This window comes from Sinomonas atrocyanea (genome assembly GCF_030812675.1).
In the GTDB taxonomy this organism is placed as follows: domain Bacteria; phylum Actinomycetota; class Actinomycetes; order Actinomycetales; family Micrococcaceae; genus Sinomonas; species Sinomonas atrocyanea_B.
In genome coordinates this window covers 43,861-69,557 of sequence record NZ_JAUSTE010000003.1, presented here as the reverse complement: position 1 = coordinate 69,557, position 25,697 = coordinate 43,861, and the positions used below count along the sequence as shown (strand labels likewise).

Genomic DNA, 25,697 nt, shown 5'->3' with positions numbered 1-25,697 from the left:
CCTCAGCCCACGAAGTGGGCGCGGCGCTGCGGGTCGAGGGCCCACTCGATAGCGCGGGCGTGCAGCGGAGGCACGTCGGGGAGGCCGTCTCGGGTGAACCAGCCGACCTCGAGGTTCTCGTCGTCGTTCACGCGAGCCTCGCCGCCGGTGTACGCGCAGGCCATCACGACGTCGAGGTACTGGGCGTGGTCACCGTTCGGGTAGACCACCGGGGCGGTGATGCCCACGCCGGCGAGGTGGGTGACGGCCACGTGGACGCCGGTCTCCTCGAGCACTTCGCGCACCGCGGTGGCGGCCGGCTCCTCGCCGGGCTCCACGATGCCCGCGGGGACGGTCCAGCGCCCGTTGTCGGCGCGGCGGACGAGGAGGAGGCTGCCGGCGTCGTCCGTCACGACCGCCTTGACGCCGGGGAGCCAGAGGGGGTGGGCGCCGACCATGTCTCGCAGGGTGAGGATGAAGTCAGGCGTGGGCACGGCTCCCAGACTACCCGGGCTGCCGGAGCCTGCCGCGCCCCGGACCGCCCCCAGACGCTCTGAAGGTCACCTCCTGGAGGTCGATGTCAGGACAAAGACGCTCAGGAAGTGACCTTCAGGAGGTGACTCTCAGAAGGGCGCTACTTGTTCGTGCCCGTCATCGTGGTGACGTCGAGGGCCTTGTCGAGATCGGACTCGGAGACCTTGCCCTCGCCCTCGCCGACGAAGCCGAGCGCCACGGTGGCCTCGCGGATCGTCAGGCCCTCCTTGACCGCCTTCTTGGCGATGGCCGCGGCGTTCTCGTAGCCGATGAACTTGTTCAGCGGCGTGACGATCGAGGGCGAGGCCTCCGCGAGGAAGCGCGCGCGCTCGGCGTTGGCCTGGATCCCGTCCACCATCTTGTCCGCCATGACGCGCGCCGTGTTGGCGAGCAGGCGGATGGACTCGAGCAGGTTGGCGGCCATGACCGGGATGCCGACGTTGAGCTCGAACGCGCCGTTGGTCGAGGACAGGGCGATCGTGGTGTCGTTGCCAATCACCTGGGCAGCCACCATGATCGCGGCCTCGCAGATCACCGGGTTGACCTTGCCCGGCATGATGGACGAGCCCGGCTGGAGGTCAGGGATGGCGATCTCGCCGAGGCCGGTGTTCGGGCCCGAGCCCATCCAGCGCAGGTCGTTCGCGATCTTCATGATCGAGTACGCGATGTTGCGCAGCTGGCCCGAGGCCTCGATGAGGCCGTCGCGGTTCGCCTGGGCCTCGAAGTGGTTGCGCGCCTCGGTGATGGGCAGCGCCGTGTCGGCCGCGAGGAGCTCGATGACGCGCTGCGGGAAGCCGGCCGGCGTGTTGATGCCCGTGCCGACGGCGGTCCCGCCCAGGGGCACCTCGGCGACGCGGGGGAGGGAGGCCTCGATGCGCTCGATCCCGTAGCGCACCTGCGCCTCGTAGCCGCCGAACTCCTGGCCGAGGGTCACCGGGGTGGCGTCCATGAGGTGCGTGCGGCCGGACTTGACGATGTCCTTGAACTCCTCGGACTTGCGGCTCAGCGAGGCCGCGAGGTGCGTGAGTGCGGGGACGAGGTCGTTGAGGAGGGCGTTGGTCGCCGCGACGTGCACCGACGTGGGGAAGACGTCGTTGGAGGACTGGGAGGCGTTGACGTGGTCGTTCGGGTGGACGACCTTGTCGCTGCCCGCCTCCTTGAGCGCGCGCGTGGCGAGCTCGGCGAGGACCTCGTTCATGTTCATGTTGCTCGACGTGCCCGACCCGGTCTGGAACACGTCGATCGGGAAGTGCGCGTCGAACTCGCCCGCGGCGACGCGATCGGCGGCGTCGGCGATCGCGTCGGCGAGCTCGGCGTCGATCACGCCGAGGTCCTCGTTGGCGCGCGCGGCGGCCTTCTTCACGCGCGCGAGGGCCTCGATGTGCTTGCGCTCGAGCGTCTTGCCCGAGATGGGGAAGTTCTCGACGGCGCGCTGCGTCTGGGCGCGGTAGAGGGCCGAGGCGGGCACTCGCACCTCGCCCATCGTGTCGTGCTCGATCCGGTAGTCCGTGGCAGGGGCCTGCACTGCAGAGTCAGTCATGGCTCCCAGATTAGCCCCGGTCGCGGGGCACCCCCGAACTGGGAGCGCCCTGCGACGGAGGAGGATCTGGGGAGCCTAGACGTCCCCGAAGCCGGAGACGAGCTCGGCCTTGCCCTCGGCCAGGTGGTAGCAGACGCCCAGGACGGCGGTGCGGCCCTCCTCGACGGCGGTGGCAATCGTCTGCGAGGTGTCGAGGAGCCGCTTGCCGGTCTGGCGGACGTGCTCGACGACGGTGTTGTCGACGTCGGTGATCCCGTTGCGCTGGGCGGTGAGGACGGACGGCATGATGCGCTCGACGAGGTCGCGGACGAACCCGCCCGGCATCGAGCCGGTCTCGTACGCCTGGACGCTGGCGGTGACGGCGCCGCAGGAGTCGTGGCCGAGGACCACGATGAGGGGGACATTGAGCGGCTCGATGGCGTACTCGAGCGAGCCGAGGATCGTCTCGTCGATGACGTGGCCCGCTGAACGGACCACGAACGCGTCGCCGAGGCCGAGATCGAAGATGATCTCTGCCGCGAGCCGGGAGTCCGAGCAGCCGAAGATCACGCACACCGGGTTCTGCGACGCCACGAGCTCGTGGCGGCGTGCCGAGTCCTGGTTCGGGTGGATGCTCGCGCCATCCACGAAGCGCTGGTTTCCGTCGCGCAGCATCTGCCACGCCTGGGCGGGAGAAAGAGTCTGGGTCACGGCCCCTACTCTACGCCGGGCGCAGGCCTGTTCCCGGGCGGCGGGGCCGGGCGCCGGCGGGCGGCGGCGGGGCGCGTCGCCGCTCGGGCGGGCTAGGAGCGGGCCGACGCGGCGGCTGCGCCTGCCACGGCGTCGAACTCGTCGAAGCCGGCCGAGCCGCTCACGATCACCGTGGTCCCGGCGATGGTCGCGACATAGCTCTTCTCGGTGCCGGGCTTGTCGTACAGCGTCCACTGGACCCCTCCGACGTCCCGGGTCCCGGTGGTGGGCGCCTTCTTCACCTGGTCGGCGAGCCACGTCGGGTTCGCCGACGCGGTCTGCTCGACCGAGACGAACTGCTGGGCCGGGGTGAGGTAGCCGAGGTCCCAGTGCGAGACGCCGTCCGAGGTCCCCGAGACCCAGCGGGCGTAGTTGGGGGAGTAGCCGGCAGGCAGGTGCGGGACGACCGGGCTGAAGCCCGCCACCGGCTTCGCGTTCGCGGCGACGGCCGCCACGTCGACGGCCGGCCGGTACGTGTCCGTCTTCTGCGAGGCGTTCAGCAGCACCACGGGGACGATCGCCAGCAGGCTCACGAGGAGCGCCATGATCATGCCGATCACCGAGGCGTTGGCGCGCTTGGCCGCGGCGGGGGTCAGGACGGGCTTGGCGGCGGGGGCGTCGTCGGGGCCAGGGGCGGCCTGGGCATCGTGCGTCTCGGGGGCATGGTCGGTGCTGCTCACCCCTCCATGGTCCCGCATGCGGCGCGGTGTTCGCGAATGCGAATGCGTCGGGGACGGCCGACATCCTTTCGGGGCGGCGGCCCCGGGAAGACTAGGATGAAGGCACACGCCCGCTCGAAGAAGAGGTCCTCAGTGTCCACTGCGTCCCAAGACACCCAGTACTCGACCCTTTCCAGCTCGCTCCACGTGGGAGCCGACGAGCCGGACCGCAACCTCGCGCTCGAGCTCGTCCGGGTGACCGAGGCAGCTGCGATCGCCGGCGGCCACTGGGTCGGCTTCGGTGACAAGAACAAGGCCGACGGCGCGGCCGTCGACGCGATGCGCTCGTTCCTCGAGACCGTCCACTTCAACGGCGTCGTCGTGATCGGCGAGGGCGAGAAGGACGAGGCCCCGATGCTGTTCAACGGCGAGCGCGTCGGCGATGGCACGGGCCCGGAGGTGGATGTCGCCGTCGACCCGATCGACGGCACGCGCCTCACCGCCCTCGGCATCAACAACGCCCTCGCCGTCCTTGCGGTGGCCGAGCGCGGGACGATGTTCGATCCCTCCGCGGTGTTCTACATGGAGAAGCTCGTCACGGGCCCCGAGGCAGCAGACCTCGTGGACCTGCGCCTGCCCGTGAAGCAGAACCTGCACCTCATCGCCAAGGCCAAGGGCGTCAAGGTCAACCAGATCAACGTGTGCGTCCTGGACCGCGACCGCCACAAGCCCCTCGTCGAGGAGATCCGGGCTGCCGGCGCGCGGACCAAGTTCATCCTGGACGGCGATGTTGCCGGCGCCATTGCGGCGGCCCGCGAGGGCACCGGGGTGGACGCCCTCATGGGCATCGGCGGCACGCCCGAGGGCATCGTCGCGGCCTGCGCCATCAAGGCGCTCGGCGGCGTGATCCAGGGCCGTCTGTGGCCCACGAGCGACGAGGAGAAGCAGAAGGCGCTCGACGCCGGGCACGACCTCGACCGCGTCCTCACCACGAGCGACCTCGTCACGAGCGACAACTGCTACTTCGCCGCGACGGGCATCACGGACGGCGACCTGCTCCGCGGCGTGCGCTACCGGAAGGACCGCGTCAGGACGCAGTCGATCGTGATGCGCTCCAAGTCCGGCACCGTGCGCTTCGTGGACGCTGAGCACCACGCGAGCAAGTGGGAGAGCTGGGCTCGCCGCGCCTGAGCCGCGGCTAGACTGGGGCGCGGCCGCGCCCCAGTCGGGCGCGTGGCCCGCACTCTGACGCCCGACCCAGGAGGATCATGAGCCCCGAGAGCCAGCAGGCCGCCCCCGAGCTGACCGTCAGTCCCTGCAGGGACCGCGCCACGTGGGACGGCCTGGTGAACGGCCACGGAGGGCACCCCCTGCAGCTGTGGGGCTGGGGCGAGGTCAAGGCGGCGCACCACTGGCGCACCGAGCGGCTCGTCGTCAGCGACGGCGAGACCGTGGTGGGCGGCGCCCAGGTGCTGTACCGGTCCCTGCCATGGCCGCTGAAGTCGCTGGCCTACCTCTCCCGCGGCCCGGTGTGCGCGCCCGAGGACGCCGGGCGCGTGCTGTCCGCCGTGGCGGCGGCCGTCCGCGCGGCGCATGGCCCCGTCGCCCTCGTGGCCGAACCGGACTGGGACGCGGGCTCCGCGGGGGAGCGCGAGCTCGAGGCGGCCGGCTTCCGCCGCACGGAGAGCACGATCCTCATCCCGCGCACCCTCATCCTCGACCTCTCCCGCACCGAGGACGAGCTCATGGCGGACATGTCCCGCACCACGCGCGCCAACGTCCGCAAGAACCTGCGTGGCGACCTGGCGTTCCGGAAGGTCGCGACCGAGGAGGAGCTCGGGCAGGTGCTGGCGATCTACCGCGAGACTGCCGAGCGCGCCGGCTTCGGCATCCATGAGGAGGCGTACTACCGGGACATCTGGCGCTTCCTCGGTGACGACTCGCCGGTCGTGGCCGCGTTCGACGGCGACCGCGTGGTCGCCTTCGTGTGGATCGCGCGCAGCGCCGGCACCGCGTTCGAGCTCTACGGCGGGGTGAACGCGGCCGGGCAGAAGGCCCGTGCGAACTACGGCGTGAAGTGGGCCGCCTTCATGGCGATGAAGGCGGACGGCTGCACCCGCTACGACCTCAACGGGCTCCTGAACGACGGCATCTCCGACTTCAAGAAGCAGTTCGCCCAGCACGAGAACCTGCTCGCCGGGACGTGGGAGCTGCCGCTCTCGCCGTTCTACCCGGTGTACGCCACCGGTATGCCGCTCGCCCGCCGGACGCTCGCGCAGGGCCGGCGTGCGGCCAAGGCCGCGCTCGGGCGGGCCAGGGGAGCCGCGGGGAGGGCACGCCGGCTCGTCCGGCGCTGACCCCGGCGGCGCGCGGCCCGGCGCGCGGCCCGGGGTCGTGCGCCCTAGGCGAGCCCCGAGGCGGGGCCGAGCCCCGTCGTGACCGCGAAGGCGAGGACGCCGTCCGAGCCCGCATGCGCGAGCGCCGGCGACTCCGAGTCCGGGATGAAGGCGCTGTCGCCGCGGGAGAGCACGAGGTCGCCCTTGGGGGTGTCCAGGGTGAGCGAACCGTGCACCACGAGCACCACGGCGGCGCCCGTCTGCGCCACGGGAATGGGCTCGGGCGCCGCGCCCGCGCCGGGGGAGCCCGGCACGTCGATGCGCTGGAGCTGGAACTCCTCGAACGGCGGCCGGTACAGCTCCTGCCCGAGCGCCGACTCGTGGGCGGCGAGGCGCGGGACGCCGGGCGCCTCGAACACGACCGTGCGCAGCAGCTCCGGGATGTCCACGTGCTTGGGCGTCAGGCCGCCGCGCAGCACATTGTCCGAGGCCGCCATGACCTCGATGCCCAGGCCCCGCAGGTACGCGTGCACGTTGCCCGCCGGGAGGTAGAGGGCCTCGCCGGGGGCCAGGCTCACGCGGTTGAGCATGAGCGACAGCAGCACGCCGGGGTCCGAGGGGTAGGCCGCGGCGAGGTCCGCGACGGTGGCCAAGGCGGCATCGTCCCGGGCCGCGTGCCCGGCGGCGGCGATCGCCGCCGCGGCTGCGTCCACGCACGCGCGCACGTCCGGGCCGCCGTTGATGAGCCGGGCGAACGCCGCGCTGAGGGCCTCGGCCTCGTCCGGGGTGCGCAGCAGCTCGGCGACCTGCTCCGTGACCTCGGCGGCCTCCGACCCGGCCAGCAGTGCCGTCAGCCGCTCGAACAGCGCGGCGGACTCGGCCGGCGCGCGGAAGCCCGTGAGCGCGTCGAACGGGGTCAGGGCGAACACCATCTCGGGCTTGTGGTTGTCGTCCTTGTAGTTCCGGTGCGGGGCCGTGCGGGCGACGCCGGCCGCCTCCTCGGCGGCGAAGCCCGCCTTTGCCTGGTCGAGCCGCGGGTGGACCTGCAGCGACAGAGGGGAGTCCGCGGCGAGGACCTTGAGCAGGAACGGCAGGCGGGCGCCGAAGGCCTCGATGCTCGCGGTCCCGAGCGCGCCGACGGGGTCGGCCTCGATGAGCTCGGCCAGGCTCGATCCGTCCGGGTCGTCCAGCGGGCGCGAGGGGGCGTCGGGGTGGGCCCCGATCCAGAGCTCGGCCTCCGGCCGCCCGCTCGGCTCGCGTCCCAGCAGTGCGGCGATGGCCGTCGTCGAGCCCCAGGCGTAGTCGCGGATCGTGTTGCTCAGCAGGTGCATGGGGTCCTTACTCGGGCGGTGGGTCGGGCGGGTGGGCGGGTGGGCGGGTGATGGACAACGGCTCAGGACGCGCGGATGCGGTATCGCCGGAGTGCGGTGCTCACAGCGGCGTGCACTCCCCGTTGCCGGACATGATGGCGTCGAGGAGGTCGTTCCTGCCCGCGTTGAACAGGTCGTTGAGGTGCTGCGGCGTGACCTTGACCCCGTCCGGGCCCACGTCGTTGTACTGGTTGGCCGGGGCACCCGCGGGCGCTGGCGGGGCGGCCGGGATCGCCCCGGGGACGGCGAGGCCGGCGCCCCCGCCGAGCACCGGCGTCGTGCCTCCGAGCGCCTTCGGCGACGGCGACGCGGAGCCGCTCGCCTGCTTGAGGATGCCCTGCACCTTCGCGTGGATCGCGGAGAAGTCCGGGTAGGTGGGGAAGGAGGCGTCGAAGTCCGGGGGCCCGATGACGAGCCTGCTCGTGGGCTGGCTCTTGCCCTTGAGGGCGAGGTCGACGAAGCTGCCGAGCTGCTCCGAGGAGATGTTCGACTCGACGACCTTGGTCCCCGCACCGGCGATGTCCTGGAACTTGCTCAGGAGGGTCGCGGGATTGAGCTGGTTGATCATCGCCTGCTCGATGCACTGCTGGCGGGCGACCCGGTCGTAGTCGCTCGCGAACTCGCGGCTGCGGCCGTACCAGAGGGCGTGGAAGCCGTCGAGCTTCTGCTCGCCCGGGGCGATCCAGCCGACGGGCAGCGCGTGCGTCCCGCTGTTGTCCAGCGAGGCTCCGCTCATCGGCACCCAGCCGCCGGCCTTGATGCGGATCCCGCCCATCGCGTCGATGAGCTGCTGGAAGCCGGCCATGTCCACCACCACGTAGGCCTGGACCTTGATGCCGAGGGTGCCCGAGGCTGCCTCGAGGGTGGCCTGGGCGCCCGGGTCGTCCACGCCGGGGTAGAGGTCCTTGTACTTCTGGTTGACCTCGGTATTGATGGCGTTGATGAGGCAGTCGTTGCCGCAGTTGTAGCCGTCCGGGTAGATCTTGTGCATCGGCGAGTCGGCGGGGAACTGCGCGTTCTGCAGGTTGCGGGGGATCGAGATCAGGGCGGTGCGGCCGGTGTTGGCGTCCACGCTGATGATCGAGAGGCTGTCCGGCCGCCGGCCCACCCGGTCGGCGCCGGCATCGCCGCCCATCACCATGAAGTTGTAGCGGCCGTCCACGGGGCTGATGGCCGGGCCGCCGAAGATCGTCCCGATCGCCCCCCGGCCCACGCCGATGAGGTACGCGCCGTACGCGAGGCTGCCGCTCGAGACGACCATCGCGACGACGAGGGCCAGGACCACCACGGGGCGCATCCGCTGGGCGAGGAGCGGGACGCGGATGAGCCGCAGCGTGTTCAGGAACAGCCCTGCCCAGCAGACGGCCAGCACGAGCAGGACCACGATGAGGACGAGCGAGAGCACCGGGTGGGTGACCAGGGTGAGGATGGCCCCGCGGTTGATGAGGCCGATGACGAGGAGCACCAGGGCCACGGCCCACACGGCCGCGGTGACGGCCAGGGCGCGGCGCGCGAGGCGCCGGCTCCCGGCGATCAGCTGGGCCGCGCCCGGGACCAGGAGGGTCAGGACCAGGAGCGTGAAGGCCCGCCGCGTGCGCACCCCGGGCGAGGCGCCCTCGGGGTGGCGGATCGGATCGGTCTGGTGGCTTCGCGCGGGCGTGTGCAGGGCCATGGTCCTCCTGTCGGTGCGCGGGTCAGGCGCCGGGCCGGTCGGCGTCGTCCGCGAAGACCCGCGCGGCCTTCTCGCGCAGCGCCTCGCCCTTGCGGGCGGCGGCGGCATTGAGGCCGACGGCGAACTCCGCGAGCCGCCCCGCGAGCTGCTGCCCGAGTTGGTCCTGGGCCGAGGCGAGCATCCGCACGGCGAGCAGGCCGGCGTTGCGCGCGCCGCCGATCGAGACGGTGGCGACGGGTACGCCCGCCGGCATCTGCACGATCGAGAGGAGCGAGTCCATCCCGTCGAGGGTCTTCAGCGGCACGGGCACACCGATCACCGGCAGCGTCGTCACCGAGGCGAGCATCCCGGGAAGGTGGGCGGCGCCCCCGGCGCCCGCGATGATGGCCCGCAGGCCGCGCTCGCGTGCCGACTTCCCGTAGGCGATCATCTCCTCCGGCATCCGGTGGGCCGAGACGACGTCGGCCTCGAAGGGGACGCCGAATTCGGCGAGGGCGTCGGCCGCGGCCTCCATGACGGGCCAGTCGGAGTCGGAGCCCATGACGAGCCCGACGAGGGGCTGCTGGGGCGATGCCGGGGTGCTCATGCGGTCTCCTGGGAGTCGGAGGGCGTCTGGTCCGCTGACGTGCCGGGGGTGCCGTCGCGGACAATCGCGGCGACCCGGGTGGCCCGCTCGCGCAGCACGGCCGGATCGGAGCCGGGACCGCCGACGAGGTTGACGTGGCCGATCTTCCGGCCGGGCCGGACCGACTTGCCGTAGGCATGGACCTTGGCGGCCGGGTCGGCGGCGAGCGCGGCCGGGAAGGCGCTGTAGAGGTCCTGGTTGGCGCCGCCCAGGTAGTTCTTCATGACGGCCCAGTCGCCGAGCACAGCGGTGTCCCCGAGCGGAAGGTCGAGGACGGCGCGCAGGTGCTGTTCGAACTGGCTCGTCACGGAGCCGTCCTGCGTCCAGTGGCCGGTGTTGTGCGGCCGCATCGCGAGCTCGTTGACGAGGAAGCCCGGGCCCCGGCCCGGCGTCTCGAACAGCTCGGCCGCCATGACGCCGGTCACCCCGAGGCTCTCCGCGACGGTCAGCGCCGCCTGCTGGGCGGCGCGGGCGACGGCGGGATCCAGCTCGGGCGCGGGGGCGATCACTTCGTCGCAGACCCCGTTGACCTGGATGGTGTGGACGACCGGCCACGCCCGGGACTCTCCGCCGGGGGTGCGGGCGACGAGCGCGGACAGCTCGCGGGAGAAGTTGACCATCTCCTCGGCCAGCAGCGGCGACATGGTGCCGAACCAGTCGTCCGACTCCTCGGCCTCCGCGGCGGAGCGGAGCACCCGCACGCCCTTCCCGTCGTACCCGCCGCGCGGCGTCTTCAGCACCACGGGCCAGCCGATCTCGTCGCCGAACGCGACGAGCTCGCTCACGTGGTGCACCGCGCGCCAGCGCGGGTTCGGCAGCCCGAGGGCATCGATGGCCTCCCGCATGCGCAGCTTGTCCTGCGCGTGGACGAGCGCGTCGGGTCCCGGCTGGACGTTGACTCCCTCCGCCATGAGGGCCAGCAGGTGCTCGGTCGGCACGTGCTCGTGGTCGAACGTCAGGACGTCGACCTCGGCGGCGAACGCGCGCAGGTCCTCGAGGCTGCGGTAGTCGCCGACTGGCGCGAAGGGGACGGCGGGGACGGCGGAGACGTCCTCGGCCTCGGCGAGGACGCGCAGTTCGAGGCCGAGGGCGGTTGCCGCAGGGGCCATCATGCGCGCCAGCTGGCCGCCTCCGACTACTCCGATCACAGGAAAACTCACTCGCCCAGAGTACAGAATGCGCGCCCGGCACCGGCGGACGCGGGCCCGGCGCACCGTGCTCACAGCCGCCGCCCAGCGTCCGCCACGGAGCGCGGCGGTAGAATGTCCTGTGCGCTCTTCCCGTCCGGGCCCCTCGGGCCGAGCCGGGACGCCGGACCCTATGCGTCCTGAGGCGATGCGCCGCCCCAATGCCGTCCGTGGAGGATCATGATCTCGACAATCTCCGACCGCCTGCGTGGTCTCGTCTCGCTCTTCTGGCGCGAGGTCGCGAAGTTCGGCACGGTCGGCGGTGTGGCCTTCGTCATCGACAACGGCCTGACCTACCTGTTCATGCACACCGTCATGTCCGACTCGGAGGCCAAGGCACGCTTCGTCGGCGCCACCGTGGCCACGATCTTCTCGTGGGTGGCCAACCGCTACTGGACCTTCCGGCACCGCAAGCAGGCCAACATCGCCCGCGAGTTCGTCATGTTCGCCGTCATCAACGGCCTCGGCATCGGGATCTCGACCGGATTCACCGCGATCGCCAAGTACTGGATGGACATCCAGGACAAGAACCTGCTGTTCCTCGCCGGCGTCGTCGGGATCGTCGTCGCCACGGTGGTCCGCTTCTTCGCCTACCGCTTCTGGGTCTTCAACCAGGAGCTGGACACCGAGCCCGGGTACGAGGGCGACCACGAGATCTTCGAGCACGAGCACGAGCACGGCCACGGACACCCGCAGCAGCAGGCCTCCGCAGCCGGTGCGGGCGAGCCGGGCCGGACCGCTGCCGGCCCGGGCGACCTCGGCGCTGCCGGGGACCGCTGAGGGAGCGCCCCGTCAGGGCGCGGTGACCTTCTCGGCCTGGCGGATGCGCTCGAGCATGCGCCCGCCCTCCGCCTCCTCTGCCTGCGCGTGGACGAGCACGGCGGACCCGTCCGCCGCCCACGCCCCGAGGAGCCGCGACAGCGCGGCCCGCAGGCCCTCCCTGGCCGGGACGAGGACGCGCGCGCCCGGCTCCGCCGGGGACGCGAAGCCCGCGGACAGCTCCGCCTGCGAGAAGGACTCGCCCCCGGACTCGTACGCCGCGTCGTCTGCGGACGGCGGATCGAACGGCTCGTAGGAGTCGGCGAACTGGCGGACGACGGCCGCGTAGTCGTAGGCGCCGGCCGGCAGCTGGCCTGGGTAGCCCATCTCGAGCGCCCCGAGCGCGACGGCGACGACCACGCCGCCGGAGGATGCGGCGTCGTCCGCCGCAGGCTCGGGCCCCACGAAGGTGATGTCGGCCGGGGCATCATGGTCCTCGACCACCACGGCCCCGACCTGCCACGCCGCCAGGGCGACCACGGCCGACTTCCAGTGGGCCGGCAGAGCGATCCGCACCCGGGTCCCGGCCTCGGCGTCGAGCTCCTCCGAGAGGAAGTTGGAGGTCTTCGCGACCCAGTTCTCCAGCACGCGCCCCGAGAGCTCGATGCGCTCCCCGTCGGGGCCGTACCAGGTCAGGCGGGGGGAGGAGGCGTGCTGGCCGGCGCGCAGCCGCTGCAGCAGGTGGGCGATCGTGGTTGGCATGCGCCCATTGGACCACAGCGGCCTTTGCCGCGCCCCCGGAGCCGCGGCGGGCGCCGCTCCGCGCGCGTGTCGCACGGGCTGGCCGCGGAATCATCTGGCTACAATCTGCCGCCACCGCTTGACTCAGACCGTCTTACACGCATGTAATTAGCACTGGACAGTAACTGCGCCGGCGGCCCCGATGAACCGATCATCGCATGGCCGAGGGGGACCGGCACCGGGATTCTTCCTGGCGCTGGTCTGAAGCGGCTCGCCGCGCAGAACTCGACCCGAGGAGGAGCACCGTGGGACAGGCGGAGCGTATCCAGTACGAGTCGGCCGTAGCTGCACAGGCGTCGGCCAGGTACCGGTCGCGGGGAATTCCCGCCGACTGGTACGTCGACCCAGCAGACCCGGACGCACAGGAACGGTATGAGGCCCGCTCCGTGGAGACCCTCGAGGACGCCGCGACGGCGTTCCTCGGGGCCCACGAAGTGGACGACCTCGACGACGACGTCGAGGACGAGCCGGCGGACGAGGCGATCGAGCGGGCACTCGCCCTCCTCGCCAACCCCCGGGAGCACACGCCCAAGGCCGTGCTCATCGACCTCGTGCAGCCGGGCGAGCCCGAGGAGGGCGAGCTCGCCTGGCAGGCCGAGGCGCTGTGCGCCCAGACCGACCCCGAGGCGTTCTTCCCCGAGAAGGGGGGCTCGACCCGGGACGCCAAGAAGGTCTGCGGCTCCTGCACGGTGCGGGCCCAGTGCCTCGAGTACGCCCTCGCCAACGACGAGCGCTTCGGCATCTGGGGCGGCCTCTCGGAGCGCGAGCGCCGCCGGCTCCGGAAGCGGGCGGTCTGACCCTGGAGGCTCTACGCGTCACCGCTGTCGTCGTTGCGCACGACGGCGGTCCCTACCTTCCTGCGACCCTCGCCGGCCTCGCGGCCCAGACCCGACCCGTCGACGCCGCCATCGGCGTGGACACCGGGTCCCGCGACCACTCGGCCGAACTGCTCTGCGAGGCGCTCGGCGCCGAGAACGTCACCGCGGTGCGCACCCCCGGGGGCTTCGGCGGCGCCGTGGCCCGCGGGCTCGGCGGACTCGCGGCAGGATCGCAGCCCGCTCCGGAAGGCGCCGTGGAGTGGCTGTGGCTGCTGCACGATGACTCAGCGCCGGCGCCCGACGCCCTCGCGGCGCTGCTGGCCGCGGTGGAGGCCGCCCCGAGCGTCACCGTGGCCGGCTGCAAGCAGCTCGACGCGGACGCGCCCGGCTCCCTCGTCGACGTAGGCCTGTCCGTCAGCCGGTGGGGCGAGCGGCTCACCCTCATCGACGTCGACGAGCAGGACCAGGGCCAGTACGACGCGCGCAGCGACGTCTTCGCCGTCAATTCCGCGGGGATGCTCGTGCGCCGGGACGTGTGGGAGTCCCTGCGCGGGTTCGATCCGGCGCTGCCCGCCACCGGCGACGACGTCGACTTCTGCTGGCGGGCACGCCTGGCGGGACACCGCGTGGTCGTGGTCCCCGGGGCCCGCATGATGCACTCCGCGCGTCCGGGCGCCGCCGGCACCCCCTTCGCCGCCCGACGGGCCGAGGTCTACTCCCGGCTCAAGCACGCGCCCCTGTGGCAGCTCCCCCTCCACGCTGCGGGCGCGCTCCTCGGCGCCCTCTGGCAGTTCCTGCTTGCGATCGTGCTCAAGGAGCCCGGGCTCGGCGCCGCCAGGCTCGGCGCCACCCTCGCGGCCCTGGGCATGCCCGGCCGGCTGGCCCGCGGCCGCCGGGCCGCACGCCGGAGCCGCGCCGTCTCGCGCTCCGTGCTCCGCCCGCTCATCACCCCGCGCCGGGACATCTGGGCCCACCGCCGCGCGCTCCTCGAATCGGCGGCCGCCGAGCCCGAGAGCGTGGTCGGGGACGGCTCGGGGATGGCCGAGGGCTCCAGCGAGCCGACCGGCGACTCCCAGGACGACTTCGCCGCCCTCGCGGTCGCCTCGCGCGGCTGGGTCGGGACCGGCGCCCTCGTGGTCGCCGGAGCGGCCCTGATCGCCGCGCTCGCGGCGTTCGCTCCGCTGCTGGGGGCCGAGGCCGCCGTGGGTGGCGCTCTCGTGCCCGTCTCCACGACGCTGGCCGACGTCTTCGCCCATGCCACGAGCTGGTGGGCGGGGGTGGGCCCCGGCCAGGCGGGGCACGGCGACCCGTTCGACCTCGTGCTCTGGCTCCTCGGCCTCCTCGCCGGCGGGGACCCGAACCGCGGCGTCACCGCCGCCCTCCTCGCTGCCGCGCCCGTGGCCGGGCTCGGTGCCTGGGCCCTCGCCGCCAACCTCACGGCACACCGTGCCCCCCGCTGGCTCGCGGCCCTCGTATGGGCCGCCGCGCCCTCGCTCCTGACCGCGCTCGCCCAGGGCCGGCTCGGCGCCGCGGTGGCGCACGCCGCGCTGCCCTGGGCCGCGCTCGGCATGGTCCGCGCGGTGGGCGCCGCCCGCATCCGCGGAACGGTGGGCCCCCGCCACGAGCCGCGCAACGGCACTGGCGGCGTCCCCTCGTGGACCGCCGCAGCCGCGGGCGGCCTCGCGCTCGCTCTGGCGACGGCCGGTGCGCCCTCGCTCGTCCCGCTGGCCGCAGCGGTCGTCCTGCTCGCCTCCCTCGTCCTGCTCGGGCGTGCGAGGAGCCTCTGGATCGTGCTCGTGCCCACCGTGGCGCTCTTCGCGCCGCTGTGGGTCTCCGTCCCGTCGGACCCGCGCGCCTGGATCGCAGACCCCGGCGTCCCGCTGGCCGGGGTCCCGGCGGCTCCGTGGCAGCTGGTCCTCGGCCAGCCCGTCGCCTTCGACGCCGGCGCCGCGCTCACCGGCGTCCCGGGGCTCCCTCCCGGGGTGCCCTGGTCCCTCCTCGGGGCGCTGCTCCTCGGCGCACCGGTCCTGGCCGCCGCCGTGGCCGGAGCCGTCCTCCTCACCGGCCGCCGGGGGATCGCGGCCCGCCTGCTCTTCGCCGTCGGGATCCTCGGCCTGGCCTACGCGTGGGCCGTGTCCCGGACGCCCACCGCCGTCGCAGGGGACTCCCTCGCTGCGCCCTTCGCGGGACCGAGCCTCGGAGCCGCAGGGATCGCCTTCATCGCGGTCGGCGTCCTCGGCCTGGACCGCCTCCTCGAGCACCGCAGGACCCTCGCCCCCCGTCCCCGGCCCGAGGGCTCGGCGGCGCCGCGGGCACCCCGCCGGGTCTCCGCCACCGCGATCGGCCTCGCCTACGTGCTCGTCGCCGCCGGCCCCGCCGGGGCCCTGGCCCAGTGGGCCGCCACCGGGCTCGGCCACGCCCCGTCCTCGGGGGGAGTCGGCGCCGAGGCGCTCGTCGGCCCCGGCCCGGCCAGGGTCCTGCCCGCGACTGCAGCCGACCTGGGGCAGGGGCCGCAGCAGACGCGGACGCTCGTCCTCCACAGCACCGACGCCGGCGGCTTCACCGCGAGCCTCATGCGCGGCGCCGGCACCACGCTGGACTCGCTCTCTGCGGCCGCCGCCTCGAGCCGGGTCACCGGCGGGTGGGGGTCCGAGCGGATCGCCGACGACGACGCCGCATTCACCGCGCTCCGCCACGCCGTCGCCACCGTGGGCGGCGGCGCCGCCGTGGACCCGCGCAAGGACCTCGAACAGCTCGGGATCGGCTTTGTGGTCCTCGCCGACGACGGCGCCACGGACGAGGTCACGGCCGGGCGGATCGACGCCGTGCCCTCCCTCGTGGCGGTGGGCCGCACCGATGCCGGCTGGCTGTGGCGCGTCACCCCGCGCACCGCGGGCAAGGACGGCGACTTCTCCATCGACCAGCGCGCGCGCATCGTCGCGGCCTCCGGCGCCACCCTCGCGTCCGTGCCCTCGGGCCCCGAATCGATCTCCGCCGACATCCCTTCCGGGCCCCAGGGACGCCGGCTCGTGCTGGCCGAGCGCAGCGACCGGCAGTGGGCGGCCTCGCTCGACGGCAGGCCGCTCGCGGCATCGGCCCAGGGCTGGTCCCAGGCCTTCGACCTCCCGGCCCAGGGCGGCCACCTGGAGATCGCCTACCGCAACCCGGCGGCATGGCCGCTCGGCGTCGCGGCGGTGGCAGCCTTCGCGCTGACCCTCCTGCTGGCGATCCCGGCCAGGATCCGCCGCACCGGGCGTCGCGGTGCCGGCTCCGCCCTGCTCGTCCCCGAATCGCTCGGCCGCCACCCCCACCGCGGCGCGCCGCGCGTCGCGCGCCGCGGGGGCAGCGTGGACGATGCGGCCGCGCCGGCACCCGCGCGCCGCACCGTGGGCACGCCGCTCGACGACGGGCCGGACGACTGGCCGATCGACGAACCCGACGTGCAGGCCGCAGAGGCAGGCCTCCCCGAGGAGGAACCGTCAGAAGCCCAGCGGTCCGGGGGGCCGCGGGCGCCGCGCCGGCGCGCCGACGAGAGGGCCGCCGCGGCCGAGGACCGCGATCCCGCGAGCAGTGAGGAAGCAGTGCATGACGACGCCCGCCTCTGACCGGACCCCGAAGACCCGGCCCGGCCGGAGGATGCGCGCCGTGGGCGCAGCCCTGGCCGGAACCGTTCTGGCCGGGCTGGCCGGCGGCCTCACCATCGCGGCGTCCGCCGTGCCCGCCCCCGCCTCGCTCGGCGCCGGGAGCGCACCCTCCGTCGACGTGCCCACGGCCGACGCCGTGCGTGCCTGCCCCGGACCGGCGCGCCTGCTGTCCGGCACCCCCGTGCAGGGCGACCCCCAATTCAGCCCCGCGAGCCGGACCGCCCGCACCCAGGTGAGCGGGATCGTCCTGTCCGATACGCAGGGAACTCTCCCGGACGTTGCGCTGGGCCCGCAGGGAAAGGCGCCGCTGAAGTCCAGCGCCGGCCAGAAGGTGCCAGCGGGCACCGTGGCGCAGCCGCGGGCTGCGGCGATCGCGGGCCAGGGCGTGGACGCGCGGACCCTGCTCACAGCCAAGCCGCTCGCCGGGGCTCCCGCCTCGACGGGTGCCCTCACCCGCTTCGAGGCCGGGGACGGCGACCTGCGCGGCCTGGCCACCGCGACCTGCACCGCCCCGACCAACGACCAGTGGCTCCTCGGGGCGGAGACGACCGTGGGGCGGACCTCCGTCCTCACGCTGACGAACCCGAGCTCGAGCCCGGCCACCGTGGACCTCGAGTTCTTCGGCGACAAGCCGCTGACCCAGGCACCGCCGTCGAGCCGCGGACTCCAGGTCAAGCCGGGCAGCTCCGCCTCCTACGTGCTCAGCGGCTACATGCCGGGTCAGGCCAACGTCTCCGTGCACGTGCGCAGCACCGGAGCCCCCGTGGCCGCGGTCATCCAGCAGTCCACGCTGCGCGGGCTCACTCCCGGCGGCGTGGAGCTCATCACCCCCGCCGCGGCGCCGGCACCGAGGCAGACGGTGACGGGCATCGAGCTGCAGGACCCCGGCCGGTCCAAGGACCTCACGGCGAAGAGCGGGTACGGGGACGCCGGGGCAGCCGTGCAGATCACCGTCCCCGGAGCCGCCGACGCCGTCGTGCAGCTTCGCGTGTACGGCTCCAACGGCGCCGTGCAGCTGCCGGCAGGCGGCGTCGTGACGGCCAAGGCAGGCACCGTCACGGAGGTTCCCCTCGACGGGCTCCCCGCAGGAACCTACAGCGTGTCCGCGACGGCCGACGTGTCCTTCACGGCATCGGCGCGCGTGCCGCGCGGACTCTCGGCGGACGAGCCCCTCGACACGGCCGTCACCGCGGCGGCGCAGCGGATCGGCGACAGCCATGTTGTCACCGTCGGGCAGGGCAGCGGCTCACGGCAGATCGTGTTCGGCGTCCCGGACGGGCGCGCCCAGATCCGCGCGGTCCCCGTCACCGAGGACGGGGCTTTCCACAGCCCGGTCTCGCTCGACGTGGCCGGCGGGACGACCGCGGTCCTCGACGCCCCCGAGAAGGTGGACGGCTCGCGGCTCACCGGGTACCTCCTCTCGGCCTCCGGCGACCCGGCCTACGGCTCGCTCCTCTTCAAGGGCGACGGGAACGCGATCTCGGCGGCCACCATCGTGGCCGCGGCGGAGGGGACCCGCTCGCTGCCGGTGACAGTCGGCTACTAGGGCCTCCTGCGCCGGGGGAGCTAGTAGCCGCGGTAGTACGGGTCCAGGCTCTCGGGCGCCACGCCGAGCATGAGGGCGGTGTACTCCACCACGATGTCGTGGACGAGGTCCTGCAGCTCCGTCGAGGAGGAGGCTCCGGTCTCGACCACGCGCCGGTAGATCGTGATGCGGGGAGCCCGGCCGGGCGCCCCGGGGGCGTACTGGCCCTGCGGGGGGCGCCCCCCGTCCCGGAGCATCTGCTCGAGCCCGGGCGGGATCTCCTCGACGGCGTACTCCACCCCGTCCAGTTTCGGGGAGTTGAGCTCCTGGAGGCGGTCGGCGGCATCGAAGACCCAGTCCTCGAAGCGCTCCGCCCGGGTCCGGCTCGCCGGGAGCACCGACGGCAGGATCTCCCCGCGCAGTCCGCGCCCGTGGCGGTTCCTCCGTCGCTGGCGGAACCCGCGCCGTCCTCCCGCCGCGGGCTCTCCCTCCGGCGGCACCGGCCGGATGCTGAGGGTGGGTCCGCCCGGGTCCGACGGGCCCCCGGAGAAGGGACGATCCTGCATACATCGACTGTAGTCGCCCCGTTCGGGCCGTGGCGAGTCGCGGCGGGGCCGCGCGGCGCGGGCCCCGGCAGTCGAGGTCAATGCCCGGGTTGCGGCGGTCCCGGGAGTAGGGTTCTGTGCCGTGGGTCCACTACGCCATTGTTCTCGATCTGCCTGCCGCCAGGCGGCGGTGGCAACGCTCACGTACGTCTACGCCGATTCCACGGCGGTGCTCGGCCCGCTCGCGACCTTCGCCGAGCCGCACAGCTACGACCTCTGCGCGACCCACGCCGACCGGCTCACCGTCCCCCGGGGCTGGGACGTGCTCCGGCTGGCGCTGCCGGCCGCGCCGGCCCGCAACCCCGACGACATCCTCGCGCTCGCCGACGCCGTCCGCGAAGGGACGGCCCGGGACGAGGACGGGGACGGGCCCGCCTCCTCGGGCCCGGCGGGGGCGCACCGCGCCGATCCCGAGCGGGCCCCGGACCGCGCGCCCGGCGACCGGGCCGCCCGCCCGCCCCTCGACGTCCCACCGGGCGCGGATATCCCCCGACGCCACCTGCGGCTCCTGCGCGAGCCGTACTGACGCGGCCCCACTGACTGGGCCTGGACGCGGGCGCGGCCCTCGGCACGGCCGGACTCGGTAGTCTAGAGGGCATGCCGAATCTCAGCCCCTCGCTGCTGGACATCCTCCGGTGCCCCGTGACGGGATCCCCACTCGTCCAGGAGGGCGACAGCCTCGTGGCAACCGCGCCGGGCCCGGACGGGACGACGCCGCGCTACGCGATCGAGGACGGCATCCCCGTCCTCCTCGCGCCCACCACCACCTCCGCGAACCAGGAGAACGTATGACCCCCGACTTCAAGGTGAAGGACCTGTCCCTCCACGAGGCAGGGCGGCACCAGATCCGCCTCGCCGAGCACGAGATGCCCGGCCTCATGGCGCTGCGGGAGGAGTACGGCGAGTCGCAGCCGCTCAAGGGGGCGCGCATCGCGGGGTCGCTGCACATGACGGTCCAGACCGCCGTGCTCATCGAGACCCTCGTGGCGCTCGGGGCCGAGGTCCGCTGGGCCTCCTGCAACATCTTCTCGACGCAGGACGAGGCCGCGGCCGCCGTCGTCGTCGGCCCCGGCACGCCGGAGGACCCGCAGGGGGTCTCGGTGTTCGCCTGGAAGGGCGAGTCGCTCGAGGAGTACTGGTGGACCGCCGAGCAGATCCTCACGTGGCCGGGCGCCGACACGAACCCGGACCTCGGCCCCAACCTGATCCTCGACGACGGCGGTGACGCGACCCTCCTCGTCCACAAGGGCGTCGAGTTCGAGGCGGCCGGTGCAGTGCCCGAGGCCACCGAGGAGGACCCCGAGGAGTACCGCATCATCCTCGACGTGCTGCGCGCCGGCCAGGCCCGCGACCCCCAGAAGTGGACCCGGATCGCGGGCGGCATCAAGGGCGTGAGCGAGGAGACCACCACCGGCGTCCACCGCCTCTACCAGCTCGCCGAGCAGGGTGCCCTGCTGTTCCCCGCGATCAACGTCAACGACGCGGTCACGAAGAGCAAGTTCGACAACCGCTACGGCATCCGGCACTCCCTCCCGGACGGCCTCAACCGCGCCACCGACGTGCTCATCGGCGGGAAGGTCGCAGTCGTCTGCGGCTACGGCGACGTCGGCAAGGGCGCAGCGGAGGCCCTCCGCGGCCAGGGTGCCCGCGTGATCGTGACCGAGATCGACCCGATCTGCGCGCTGCAGGCGGCGATGGACGGCTACCAGGTGGCCAGGCTCGAGTCGGTCGTCGACCAGGGCGACATCTTCATCACCACCACGGGCGGCAAGGACATCATCCTCGCCGAGCACATGGAGGCCATGAAGGACAAGGCCATCGTGGGCAACGTGGGCCACTTCGACAACGAGATCGACATGGCGGGCCTCGCCAGGATCCCGGGAATCCGGAAGATCGAGATCAAGCCGCAGGTGCACGAGTGGGTGTTCCCGGCCTCGAGCGGCCTGAACGGCGCCACCGCCGAGCACTCGGTGATCGTGCTCTCCGAGGGGCGGCTGCTCAACCTCGGCAACGCGACCGGGCACCCGTCCTTCGTGATGAGCAACTCCTTCGCCAACCAGACGATCGCCCAGATCGAACTCTGGACGAAGCGGCCCCAGGGCGAGGACCGGGACGGCCAGCGTGAGTACGAGAACCAGGTCTACGTCCTGCCCAAGGTCCTCGACGAGAAGGTTGCGCGGCTCCATCTCGCGGCCCTGGGCGTGGAACTGACCGAGCTGACCAAGGAGCAGGCCGAATACCTCGGCCTCGACGTCGCCGGGCCCTACAAGGCGGACCACTACCGCTACTGACGCACCCGCGGGCCCCAGCCCTGCGCGGGGCCCCGCCGGCCGCCCCGATCGTGTCCCGACCGTAGCCGGGGTGTGACCGGGGCGGCCGTCTGCTGCCGGTAGGCTTGGCCGAGGGGATGTACGGCTGAAAGTGGGGGACCCCAACCATGTATGAGCGGAAGCGGCTTGCCAGGGGCCCGAAGATCGCGATTCTGGCGGCCATCCTCGTGGTGGCGGGGATCGGCGGCGTGTTCGCGGCCGTGGGCCCGCTCCAGGCCGCCCCGATCACGTCCGAGCAGGCCTCGCCGGTGCGGAGCCAGCCGGGCTCCGCCTTCCCTGTGGTGAAGCAGGCGACCGCCGCGACGGTGCCCGCGCAGGGCGCCAAGGAAGTCAATCCGGCGGCGCCCGTGACGGTCACGGTCACGAACGGCTCCCTGGACAACGTCAGCCTCCGCTCCGACTCCGGCCAGGACGTCGACGGGGCCCTGAGCTCCTCGCGCGCGGGCTGGACCTCGAGGGGCCAGCTCGCCTTCGACACCACCTACACGCTCAGCTACACGACCATCGACGCCGCCGGGCGGACCGAGTCGGCGACCACGACGTTCGCCACCGTGGCCACCAAGAACGAGGCCGACGCCGCGATGTACCCCCTCGATGGGATGGACGTCGGAGTGGCCCAGCCGATCCAGCTGACCTTCAGCGAGCCCGTGAAGAACAAGAAGGCCGTCGAGAAGGCCATCACGATCACCTCGACCTCCGGCCAGCCCGGTGCTTTCCACTGGTACAGCGACACGATGGTCCGCTACCGGCCGGAGACCTTCTGGGCCGCCCACAGCACCATCACGGTCAAGATGGACCTCTTCGGCGTGGACCTCGGCAACGGCCAGATCGGCAACTTCTCCAAGACGAACACCGTGCACATCGGCGACAAGCGGACCGCGGTTGCCGATGCGACGGCCCACACCTTCACTGCCTACGTCAACGACAAGCCCGTGCACACGTGGCCGGCCACCCTCGGGGACACGCGGTTCCCCTCGGCCCGCGGCTACCTCGTGCTCATGGAGAAGCAGCGCAAGGCCCACTTCGTGGCCGCCTCGATCGGGCTCAAGCCCGGTGACCCCGCCAACTACGGCGAGCTCGACGTCGAGTACGCAACCCGCCTGACCCCGAGCGGCGAGTTCATCCACCAGGCCACCGACACCGCCCTGCCGTACCTCGGCCAGACCAACGTCTCCCACGGGTGCATCGGCCTGGGCCCCGACGGCGCCTCGTGGGTCTTCAACAACATGACCACCGGCGACGTCGTCCAGATCATCAACACCCAGGGCGACTACGCCAACTTCGACGACGGCTTCGGGGACTGGAACATCCCGTGGGCGCAGTACGCGAACGGCTGAGGCCCCTGCGGCGGCGATAACGCTTCGGCCACACGTGGGTGCCGCTACGGGGGAGCGGGCGCGCGCACCGGTACGGTGGGGTGAGAACCATGCAGACTCCAGGCCCGCGGGCCTCTACTGGACGGTGACATGTTGACCGACAAGAGTTCCGGATCCGAGCCGGGGGCTGACTTCGACGAGTCCGGGGACAGCGACGAGCCCGCCTTCGGCTGGATGAAGCCCGCCAGCAGCGGCCGCCGCACCTCCGATCCCACGGCCGGGCAGCACGCGGCCACCGGGGACGCTGCCACGCCGGATGCCGCCGCCGCGGGAGCGCCGGAACACGACGCAGCCCGCGCCGCGTCGGAGACCACCCCGGCGGACACCGTCGCGGTCCCGGCCCAGAGCCGCGCCGAGGCGAGGCGGTCCCGCGACCGGGACGCGAGCGCCCAGGAGCGCACCGGCGACCGCGAGGCCCGCGCCGAGGGCGCCGCCGAAGGTGCGGCTGCCGTGCACCGCGAGCCGTCCCCGACCAGCGCTATCAACGTGCGGCCCCCCGAGGACGAGGTCCAGCGGCGGCGCAAGGAGCGCGACGCCGCCGCCCGGTCCCGCCCCGTGGGCCGGCGCATCGTCCAGGTGCTCATGGCGATCTTCCTGCCCTTCCTCCTGCTCATCGCCGCGGTGCGCGTGGTCGCCACGCCCCTGTTCCTGTGGATCGAGTACTACCGGCCCGGGTTCCCGGGCGACGGCTACGGCTTCACCACCGATGACCGCCTCACCTACGGCTCGTACGCGGTCGACTACCTGGCGAACCTCGCCGGGCCCCGCTACCTCGGCGACCTCGTCCTGCCCTCCGGCGACCACCTCTTCACCGCGGGGGAGGTCAGCCACATGGCGGACGTCAAGACGGTGGTCCTCTCCTCGTACGGGGCCGGCATCGTCCTGCTGCTCTTCTTCATCTTCGCTGCCATCGGGCTGCGGAAGACCAGGGGGGCGTTCGGGCGCGGGCTCTTCGCGGGATCATTCGTGACGATCGCGATCATCGTCGCCCTCGCCGTCCTCGCGGCGCTGGGCTGGGAGCAGTTCTTCACCGACTTCCACCGGATCTTCTTCGCCAACGGCACCTGGACCTTCAGGCTCGAGGACTCGCTCATCCGGCTCTTCCCGGGCCAGTTCTGGGTGGACTCCGCGCTCGTGGTCGGCGTGCTGGTGCTGCTGGCGGCCAGCCTCATGGTGATCTTCTGCTGGCCGACCCCCAAGCGCCGCGCAGCCCGCGAGTCCGTGGGGGAGCCGGACGCCGCAGAGGCTGCCCGCGCCGATGCCGAGGCTCAGGCGGAGTAGAGGTCCTCGAGCTCCTGCGGGAACGACTCGACGAGGCGCTGCCGGCGCAGCTTGAGCGACGGGGTCAGATCGCCGTCCTCGAGGGTGAGCTCCCTCGGGAGGACCATGAACCGGCGGATCGACTCCGCGCGGGACACGGACGCGTTCGCGGCGTCGACCGCCTGCTGGAGCTCCGCCAGCACCTCAGGGTCGGCCGCCGCCTCGGCGATGCCCAGCGTCCGCCCGCGGCGACGCGCCCACGCACCCAGCTGGTCGCCGTCGAGCGCCAGGAGGGCACCCACGAACGGCCGGCCCTCGCCCACGACCACGGCGTGGGCGACGAGCTCGGACTCGCGCAGCGCCTCCTCGAGGGGCCCGGGGGCCACGTTCTTGCCGCCTGCCGTCACGAGCACGTCCTTGAGCCGGCCCGTGATGGTGAGGAAGCCGTCGGAATCGAGCGAGCCGAGGTCCCCGGTGGCGAAGAACCCGTCCTCCCGGAAGGCCGACGCCGGTCCCTCGCCGCCGGCGGCCGCCGCACCGGCGCCGCGGTAGGCGCGGATCACGCCGATCCCCTTCACGAGCACCTCGCCGCTCGGGTCGACGCGCACGGTCGTGCCGGGGACGGGACGTCCCACGGTGCCGATGCGCGTCGCCTGCGGCGTGTTGACCGTGCAGGGGGCCGTGGTCTCGGTGAGGCCATAGCCCTCGAGGACGGTCAGGCCCGCGCCCCGGAAGAAGTGCGCGAGGGCAGGGCTGAGGGCGCTGCCGCCGGAGACGATCGTCGAGACCCGTCCGCCGAACGCCGCGCGCAGCCGACCGTAGACGAGGCGGTCGAACACGGCGTGCCGCAGCCGAAGGCGCCGCCCCGGGCCCTCCCCGCGCCCGGCGGCCTCGTCGTCGAGCGCGCGGGAGAACTCGCGCGCCGTCGCCGCGGCACGCTCGAAGACGGAGCCCCGCACCCCCTCGGCAGCGCGCTCCTCCGCGGCGGCGTAGACCTTCTCGAAGACGCGCGGCACCGCGAGCAGGAACGTGGGCCGGAAGGTCGCGAGGTCGTCGAGCAGGGTCGACTGGCGCGAATGGCCGACCACGACGCCGGCGGCGACGCAGGTGATCTGGACGGCCCGGGCGAGGACATGGGCCAGCGGCAGGAACATGAGGGTCCGCGCCCCGGGGCCGACCACTTCGGGAAGGTAGGCCTGGAGGTTGACCGCGAGGAGGGCGAGGTTGCGGTGGGTGATCTCGCAGCCCTTGGGGCGCCCGGTCGTGCCGGAGGTGTACACGAGGGTCGCGAGGGCGTCGAGGTCGGCGGCCGTGCGGTGGCGCTCGAGCTCCTGAGCCGGGACCCCGAGCCCCGGGCCGGCAAGGCTCCTGAGGTTCGAGCCGCCGCCGTCCTCGGTCATGAGGGTGATCGGCAGCCACACGCTGCTGAGCTCGGGGGAGGCGCTGATGGCCTCCTGGACGGTCAGGGCGAGGTGGCTGTTCTCGACGAACACGCGGCGTGCTCCCGAGTCGGCGAGGATGTAGGCGATCTGGGAGGGCGAGGACGTCTCGTAGACCGGCACGGGCACACCGCCCGCGTACCAGACGGCGAAGTCGACGAGCGCCCACCCGTAGCTCGACGCGGAGACGATGGCCACGCGGTCGCCCACGTCCAGGCCGCTGGCGATGAGGCCCCGGGCGAGGGCCACCACATCGGCGTGGAATTCCGCGGCGCTGACGGGCTCCCAGCCGGCCTCCGTGCGCCGCGAGAACAGTTCGGCGTCGGGGGTGGCCGCCACCCGGTCCTCGAGCAGCGAGGTGACGTTCGCCTCGAGCGGCAGGCTCGCCAGCAGGGGCGCCGACGCCTCCGCCCGCTGTTCCTGCGCTCCTGCTCCGGCTTCCGCTCCGCCTGCCACGTGCCCGTCCTCTCCGTGCTCCCGCTCGTCTCCAGTGGCCCCCCGTGCAGCGC

22 protein-coding genes are annotated in these 25,697 nt (G+C 73.2%); 11 read left to right on the top strand and 11 right to left on the bottom strand.

Features of this window, described 5'->3' with window-relative positions:
- Nucleotides 1–2: 2 nt before the first annotated feature.
- The 4 genes from J2W20_RS06115 to J2W20_RS06100 form a co-directional block, all read right to left on the bottom strand.
- A complete protein-coding gene (locus J2W20_RS06115; RefSeq protein ID WP_307005550.1) occupies nt 3–473 on the bottom strand; it encodes an NUDIX hydrolase in 471 nt (156 codons plus the stop codon).
- Between the two features lie 140 nt (nt 474–613).
- Nucleotides 614–2,053 (bottom strand): class II fumarate hydratase, encoded by a 1,440-nt coding sequence (locus J2W20_RS06110; RefSeq protein ID WP_307005548.1) that lies wholly within the window; start codon nt 2,051–2,053, stop codon nt 614–616.
- Between the two features lie 75 nt (nt 2,054–2,128).
- The gene (locus J2W20_RS06105; RefSeq protein ID WP_373457971.1) at nt 2,129–2,707 is read right to left on the bottom strand and encodes a carbonic anhydrase; all 579 of its coding nucleotides are present in this window, start codon (nt 2,705–2,707) and stop codon (nt 2,129–2,131) included.
- 128 nt (nt 2,708–2,835) lie between these two features.
- Nucleotides 2,836–3,462 carry a DUF4245 domain-containing protein gene (locus J2W20_RS06100; RefSeq protein WP_307005544.1) on the bottom strand — a complete coding sequence of 209 codons (627 nt, stop codon included), beginning with the start codon at nt 3,460–3,462 and terminating at the stop codon, nt 2,836–2,838.
- 96 nt (nt 3,463–3,558) lie between these two features.
- Here J2W20_RS06100 and glpX point away from each other — a divergent pair, with 96 nt between their 5' ends.
- Together glpX and J2W20_RS06090 are read left to right on the top strand one after the other, a co-directional pair.
- Nucleotides 3,559–4,632, top strand: coding sequence for a class II fructose-bisphosphatase (glpX, locus tag J2W20_RS06095; RefSeq protein WP_307005542.1), 1,074 nt, complete (start codon nt 3,559–3,561; stop codon nt 4,630–4,632).
- Nucleotides 4,633–4,709: 77 nt separating this feature from the next.
- Complete coding sequence (locus J2W20_RS06090) at nt 4,710–5,798, top strand: lipid II:glycine glycyltransferase FemX (protein WP_307005540.1); 1,089 nt, start codon at nt 4,710–4,712, stop codon at nt 5,796–5,798.
- A 44-nt stretch (nt 5,799–5,842) separates the two neighbouring features.
- Here the strand turns inward: J2W20_RS06090 and manA are convergent, their stop codons facing one another.
- From manA to J2W20_RS06070, 4 genes are all read right to left on the bottom strand, one after another.
- Complete coding sequence (gene manA, locus J2W20_RS06085) at nt 5,843–7,108, bottom strand: mannose-6-phosphate isomerase, class I (protein WP_307005539.1); 1,266 nt, start codon at nt 7,106–7,108, stop codon at nt 5,843–5,845.
- A 100-nt stretch (nt 7,109–7,208) separates the two neighbouring features.
- The gene (locus J2W20_RS06080; RefSeq protein ID WP_307005537.1) at nt 7,209–8,819 is read right to left on the bottom strand and encodes an LCP family protein; all 1,611 of its coding nucleotides are present in this window, start codon (nt 8,817–8,819) and stop codon (nt 7,209–7,211) included.
- A 22-nt stretch (nt 8,820–8,841) separates the two neighbouring features.
- Nucleotides 8,842–9,405: a 5-(carboxyamino)imidazole ribonucleotide mutase gene (purE, locus tag J2W20_RS06075; protein ID WP_307005535.1), complete on the bottom strand. Its 564-nt coding sequence runs from the start codon at nt 9,403–9,405 to the stop codon at nt 8,842–8,844.
- Complete coding sequence (locus J2W20_RS06070) at nt 9,402–10,556, bottom strand: 5-(carboxyamino)imidazole ribonucleotide synthase (RefSeq protein ID WP_307005847.1); 1,155 nt, start codon at nt 10,554–10,556, stop codon at nt 9,402–9,404. Before J2W20_RS06070 ends, purE begins: the two co-directional genes overlap by 4 nt.
- Nucleotides 10,557–10,811: 255 nt before the next feature.
- Here J2W20_RS06070 and J2W20_RS06065 point away from each other — a divergent pair, with 255 nt between their 5' ends.
- Nucleotides 10,812–11,411: a GtrA family protein gene (locus J2W20_RS06065; RefSeq protein ID WP_307005533.1), complete on the top strand. Its 600-nt coding sequence runs from the start codon at nt 10,812–10,814 to the stop codon at nt 11,409–11,411.
- A 12-nt stretch (nt 11,412–11,423) separates the two neighbouring features.
- Here the strand turns inward: J2W20_RS06065 and J2W20_RS06060 are convergent, their stop codons facing one another.
- Entirely contained in the window at nt 11,424–12,152 is a 729-nt protein-coding gene (locus J2W20_RS06060) for a TIGR03089 family protein (protein WP_307005531.1), read from the bottom strand.
- Nucleotides 12,153–12,436: 284 nt separating this feature from the next.
- Between J2W20_RS06060 and J2W20_RS06055 the strand changes: the two genes are divergently transcribed.
- From J2W20_RS06055 to J2W20_RS06045, 3 genes are read left to right on the top strand one after another with little or no spacing between them, the layout of a single operon-like run.
- A complete protein-coding gene (locus tag J2W20_RS06055; protein WP_307005529.1) occupies nt 12,437–12,988 on the top strand; it encodes a WhiB family transcriptional regulator in 552 nt (183 codons plus the stop codon).
- Nucleotides 12,892–16,614 carry a glycosyltransferase family 2 protein gene (locus tag J2W20_RS06050; protein ID WP_373457968.1) on the top strand — a complete coding sequence of 1,241 codons (3,723 nt, stop codon included), beginning with the start codon at nt 12,892–12,894 and terminating at the stop codon, nt 16,612–16,614. Before J2W20_RS06055 ends, J2W20_RS06050 begins: the two co-directional genes overlap by 97 nt.
- Nucleotides 16,595–18,199, top strand: a complete 1,605-nt coding sequence (locus J2W20_RS06045) for a DUF5719 family protein (protein WP_307005527.1) — start codon at nt 16,595–16,597, stop codon at nt 18,197–18,199. The genes J2W20_RS06050 and J2W20_RS06045 overlap by 20 nt, the downstream gene beginning before the upstream one ends.
- A 20-nt stretch (nt 18,200–18,219) precedes the next feature.
- On the opposite strand, the gene J2W20_RS06040 is transcribed toward J2W20_RS06045, so the two are convergent.
- Nucleotides 18,220–18,744 carry a metallopeptidase family protein gene (locus J2W20_RS06040; protein ID WP_307005525.1) on the bottom strand — a complete coding sequence of 175 codons (525 nt, stop codon included), beginning with the start codon at nt 18,742–18,744 and terminating at the stop codon, nt 18,220–18,222.
- A 121-nt stretch (nt 18,745–18,865) separates the two neighbouring features.
- Between J2W20_RS06040 and J2W20_RS06035 the strand changes: the two genes are divergently transcribed.
- From J2W20_RS06035 to J2W20_RS06015, 5 genes are all read left to right on the top strand, one after another.
- Complete coding sequence (locus tag J2W20_RS06035) at nt 18,866–19,309, top strand: DUF3499 domain-containing protein (protein ID WP_307005523.1); 444 nt, start codon at nt 18,866–18,868, stop codon at nt 19,307–19,309.
- Between the two features lie 71 nt (nt 19,310–19,380).
- Nucleotides 19,381–19,575 (top strand): Trm112 family protein, encoded by a 195-nt coding sequence (locus tag J2W20_RS06030; protein ID WP_307005521.1) that lies wholly within the window; start codon nt 19,381–19,383, stop codon nt 19,573–19,575.
- The gene (ahcY, locus tag J2W20_RS06025; RefSeq protein WP_307005519.1) at nt 19,572–21,074 is read left to right on the top strand and encodes an adenosylhomocysteinase; all 1,503 of its coding nucleotides are present in this window, start codon (nt 19,572–19,574) and stop codon (nt 21,072–21,074) included. The genes J2W20_RS06030 and ahcY overlap by 4 nt, the downstream gene beginning before the upstream one ends.
- Nucleotides 21,075–21,220: 146 nt before the next feature.
- Nucleotides 21,221–22,450 carry a L,D-transpeptidase gene (locus J2W20_RS06020; RefSeq protein ID WP_307005518.1) on the top strand — a complete coding sequence of 410 codons (1,230 nt, stop codon included), beginning with the start codon at nt 21,221–21,223 and terminating at the stop codon, nt 22,448–22,450.
- 129 nt (nt 22,451–22,579) lie between these two features.
- A complete protein-coding gene (locus J2W20_RS06015; protein ID WP_307005516.1) occupies nt 22,580–23,770 on the top strand; it encodes a TIGR01906 family membrane protein in 1,191 nt (396 codons plus the stop codon).
- Here the strand turns inward: J2W20_RS06015 and J2W20_RS06010 are convergent.
- Nucleotides 23,758–25,644, bottom strand: coding sequence for an AMP-dependent synthetase/ligase (locus J2W20_RS06010; protein WP_307005514.1), 1,887 nt, complete (start codon nt 25,642–25,644; stop codon nt 23,758–23,760). The two genes, J2W20_RS06015 and J2W20_RS06010, sit on opposite strands and share 13 nt — an antisense overlap.
- Nucleotides 25,645–25,697: the final 53 nt, after the last annotated feature.

What these genes read in the sequence shown, in the direction of transcription:
- J2W20_RS06065 (WP_307005533.1), top strand. Translation starts at nt 10,812, where the DNA reads ATGATCTCGACAATCTCCGACCGCCTGCGTGGTCTCGTCTCGCTCTTC.
- J2W20_RS06045 (WP_307005527.1), top strand. Translation starts at nt 16,595, where the DNA reads ATGACGACGCCCGCCTCTGACCGGACCCCGAAGACCCGGCCCGGCCGG.
- J2W20_RS06090 (WP_307005540.1), top strand. Translation starts at nt 4,710, where the DNA reads ATGAGCCCCGAGAGCCAGCAGGCCGCCCCCGAGCTGACCGTCAGTCCC.
- J2W20_RS06020 (WP_307005518.1), top strand. Translation starts at nt 21,221, where the DNA reads ATGTATGAGCGGAAGCGGCTTGCCAGGGGCCCGAAGATCGCGATTCTG.
- J2W20_RS06040 (WP_307005525.1), bottom strand. Translation starts at nt 18,744, where the DNA reads ATGCAGGATCGTCCCTTCTCCGGGGGCCCGTCGGACCCGGGCGGACCC.
- J2W20_RS06015 (WP_307005516.1), top strand. Translation starts at nt 22,580, where the DNA reads ATGTTGACCGACAAGAGTTCCGGATCCGAGCCGGGGGCTGACTTCGAC.
- J2W20_RS06070 (WP_307005847.1), bottom strand. Translation starts at nt 10,556, where the DNA reads ATGATGGCCCCTGCGGCAACCGCCCTCGGCCTCGAACTGCGCGTCCTC.
- purE (WP_307005535.1), bottom strand. Translation starts at nt 9,405, where the DNA reads ATGAGCACCCCGGCATCGCCCCAGCAGCCCCTCGTCGGGCTCGTCATG.
- J2W20_RS06060 (WP_307005531.1), bottom strand. Translation starts at nt 12,152, where the DNA reads ATGCCAACCACGATCGCCCACCTGCTGCAGCGGCTGCGCGCCGGCCAG.
- J2W20_RS06105 (WP_373457971.1), bottom strand. Translation starts at nt 2,707, where the DNA reads ATGCTGCGCGACGGAAACCAGCGCTTCGTGGATGGCGCGAGCATCCAC.
- manA (WP_307005539.1), bottom strand. Translation starts at nt 7,108, where the DNA reads ATGCACCTGCTGAGCAACACGATCCGCGACTACGCCTGGGGCTCGACG.
- J2W20_RS06080 (WP_307005537.1), bottom strand. Translation starts at nt 8,819, where the DNA reads ATGGCCCTGCACACGCCCGCGCGAAGCCACCAGACCGATCCGATCCGC.
- J2W20_RS06030 (WP_307005521.1), top strand. Translation starts at nt 19,381, where the DNA reads ATGCCGAATCTCAGCCCCTCGCTGCTGGACATCCTCCGGTGCCCCGTG.
- glpX (WP_307005542.1), top strand. Translation starts at nt 3,559, where the DNA reads ATGAAGGCACACGCCCGCTCGAAGAAGAGGTCCTCAGTGTCCACTGCG.
- ahcY (WP_307005519.1), top strand. Translation starts at nt 19,572, where the DNA reads ATGACCCCCGACTTCAAGGTGAAGGACCTGTCCCTCCACGAGGCAGGG.
- J2W20_RS06110 (WP_307005548.1), bottom strand. Translation starts at nt 2,053, where the DNA reads ATGACTGACTCTGCAGTGCAGGCCCCTGCCACGGACTACCGGATCGAG.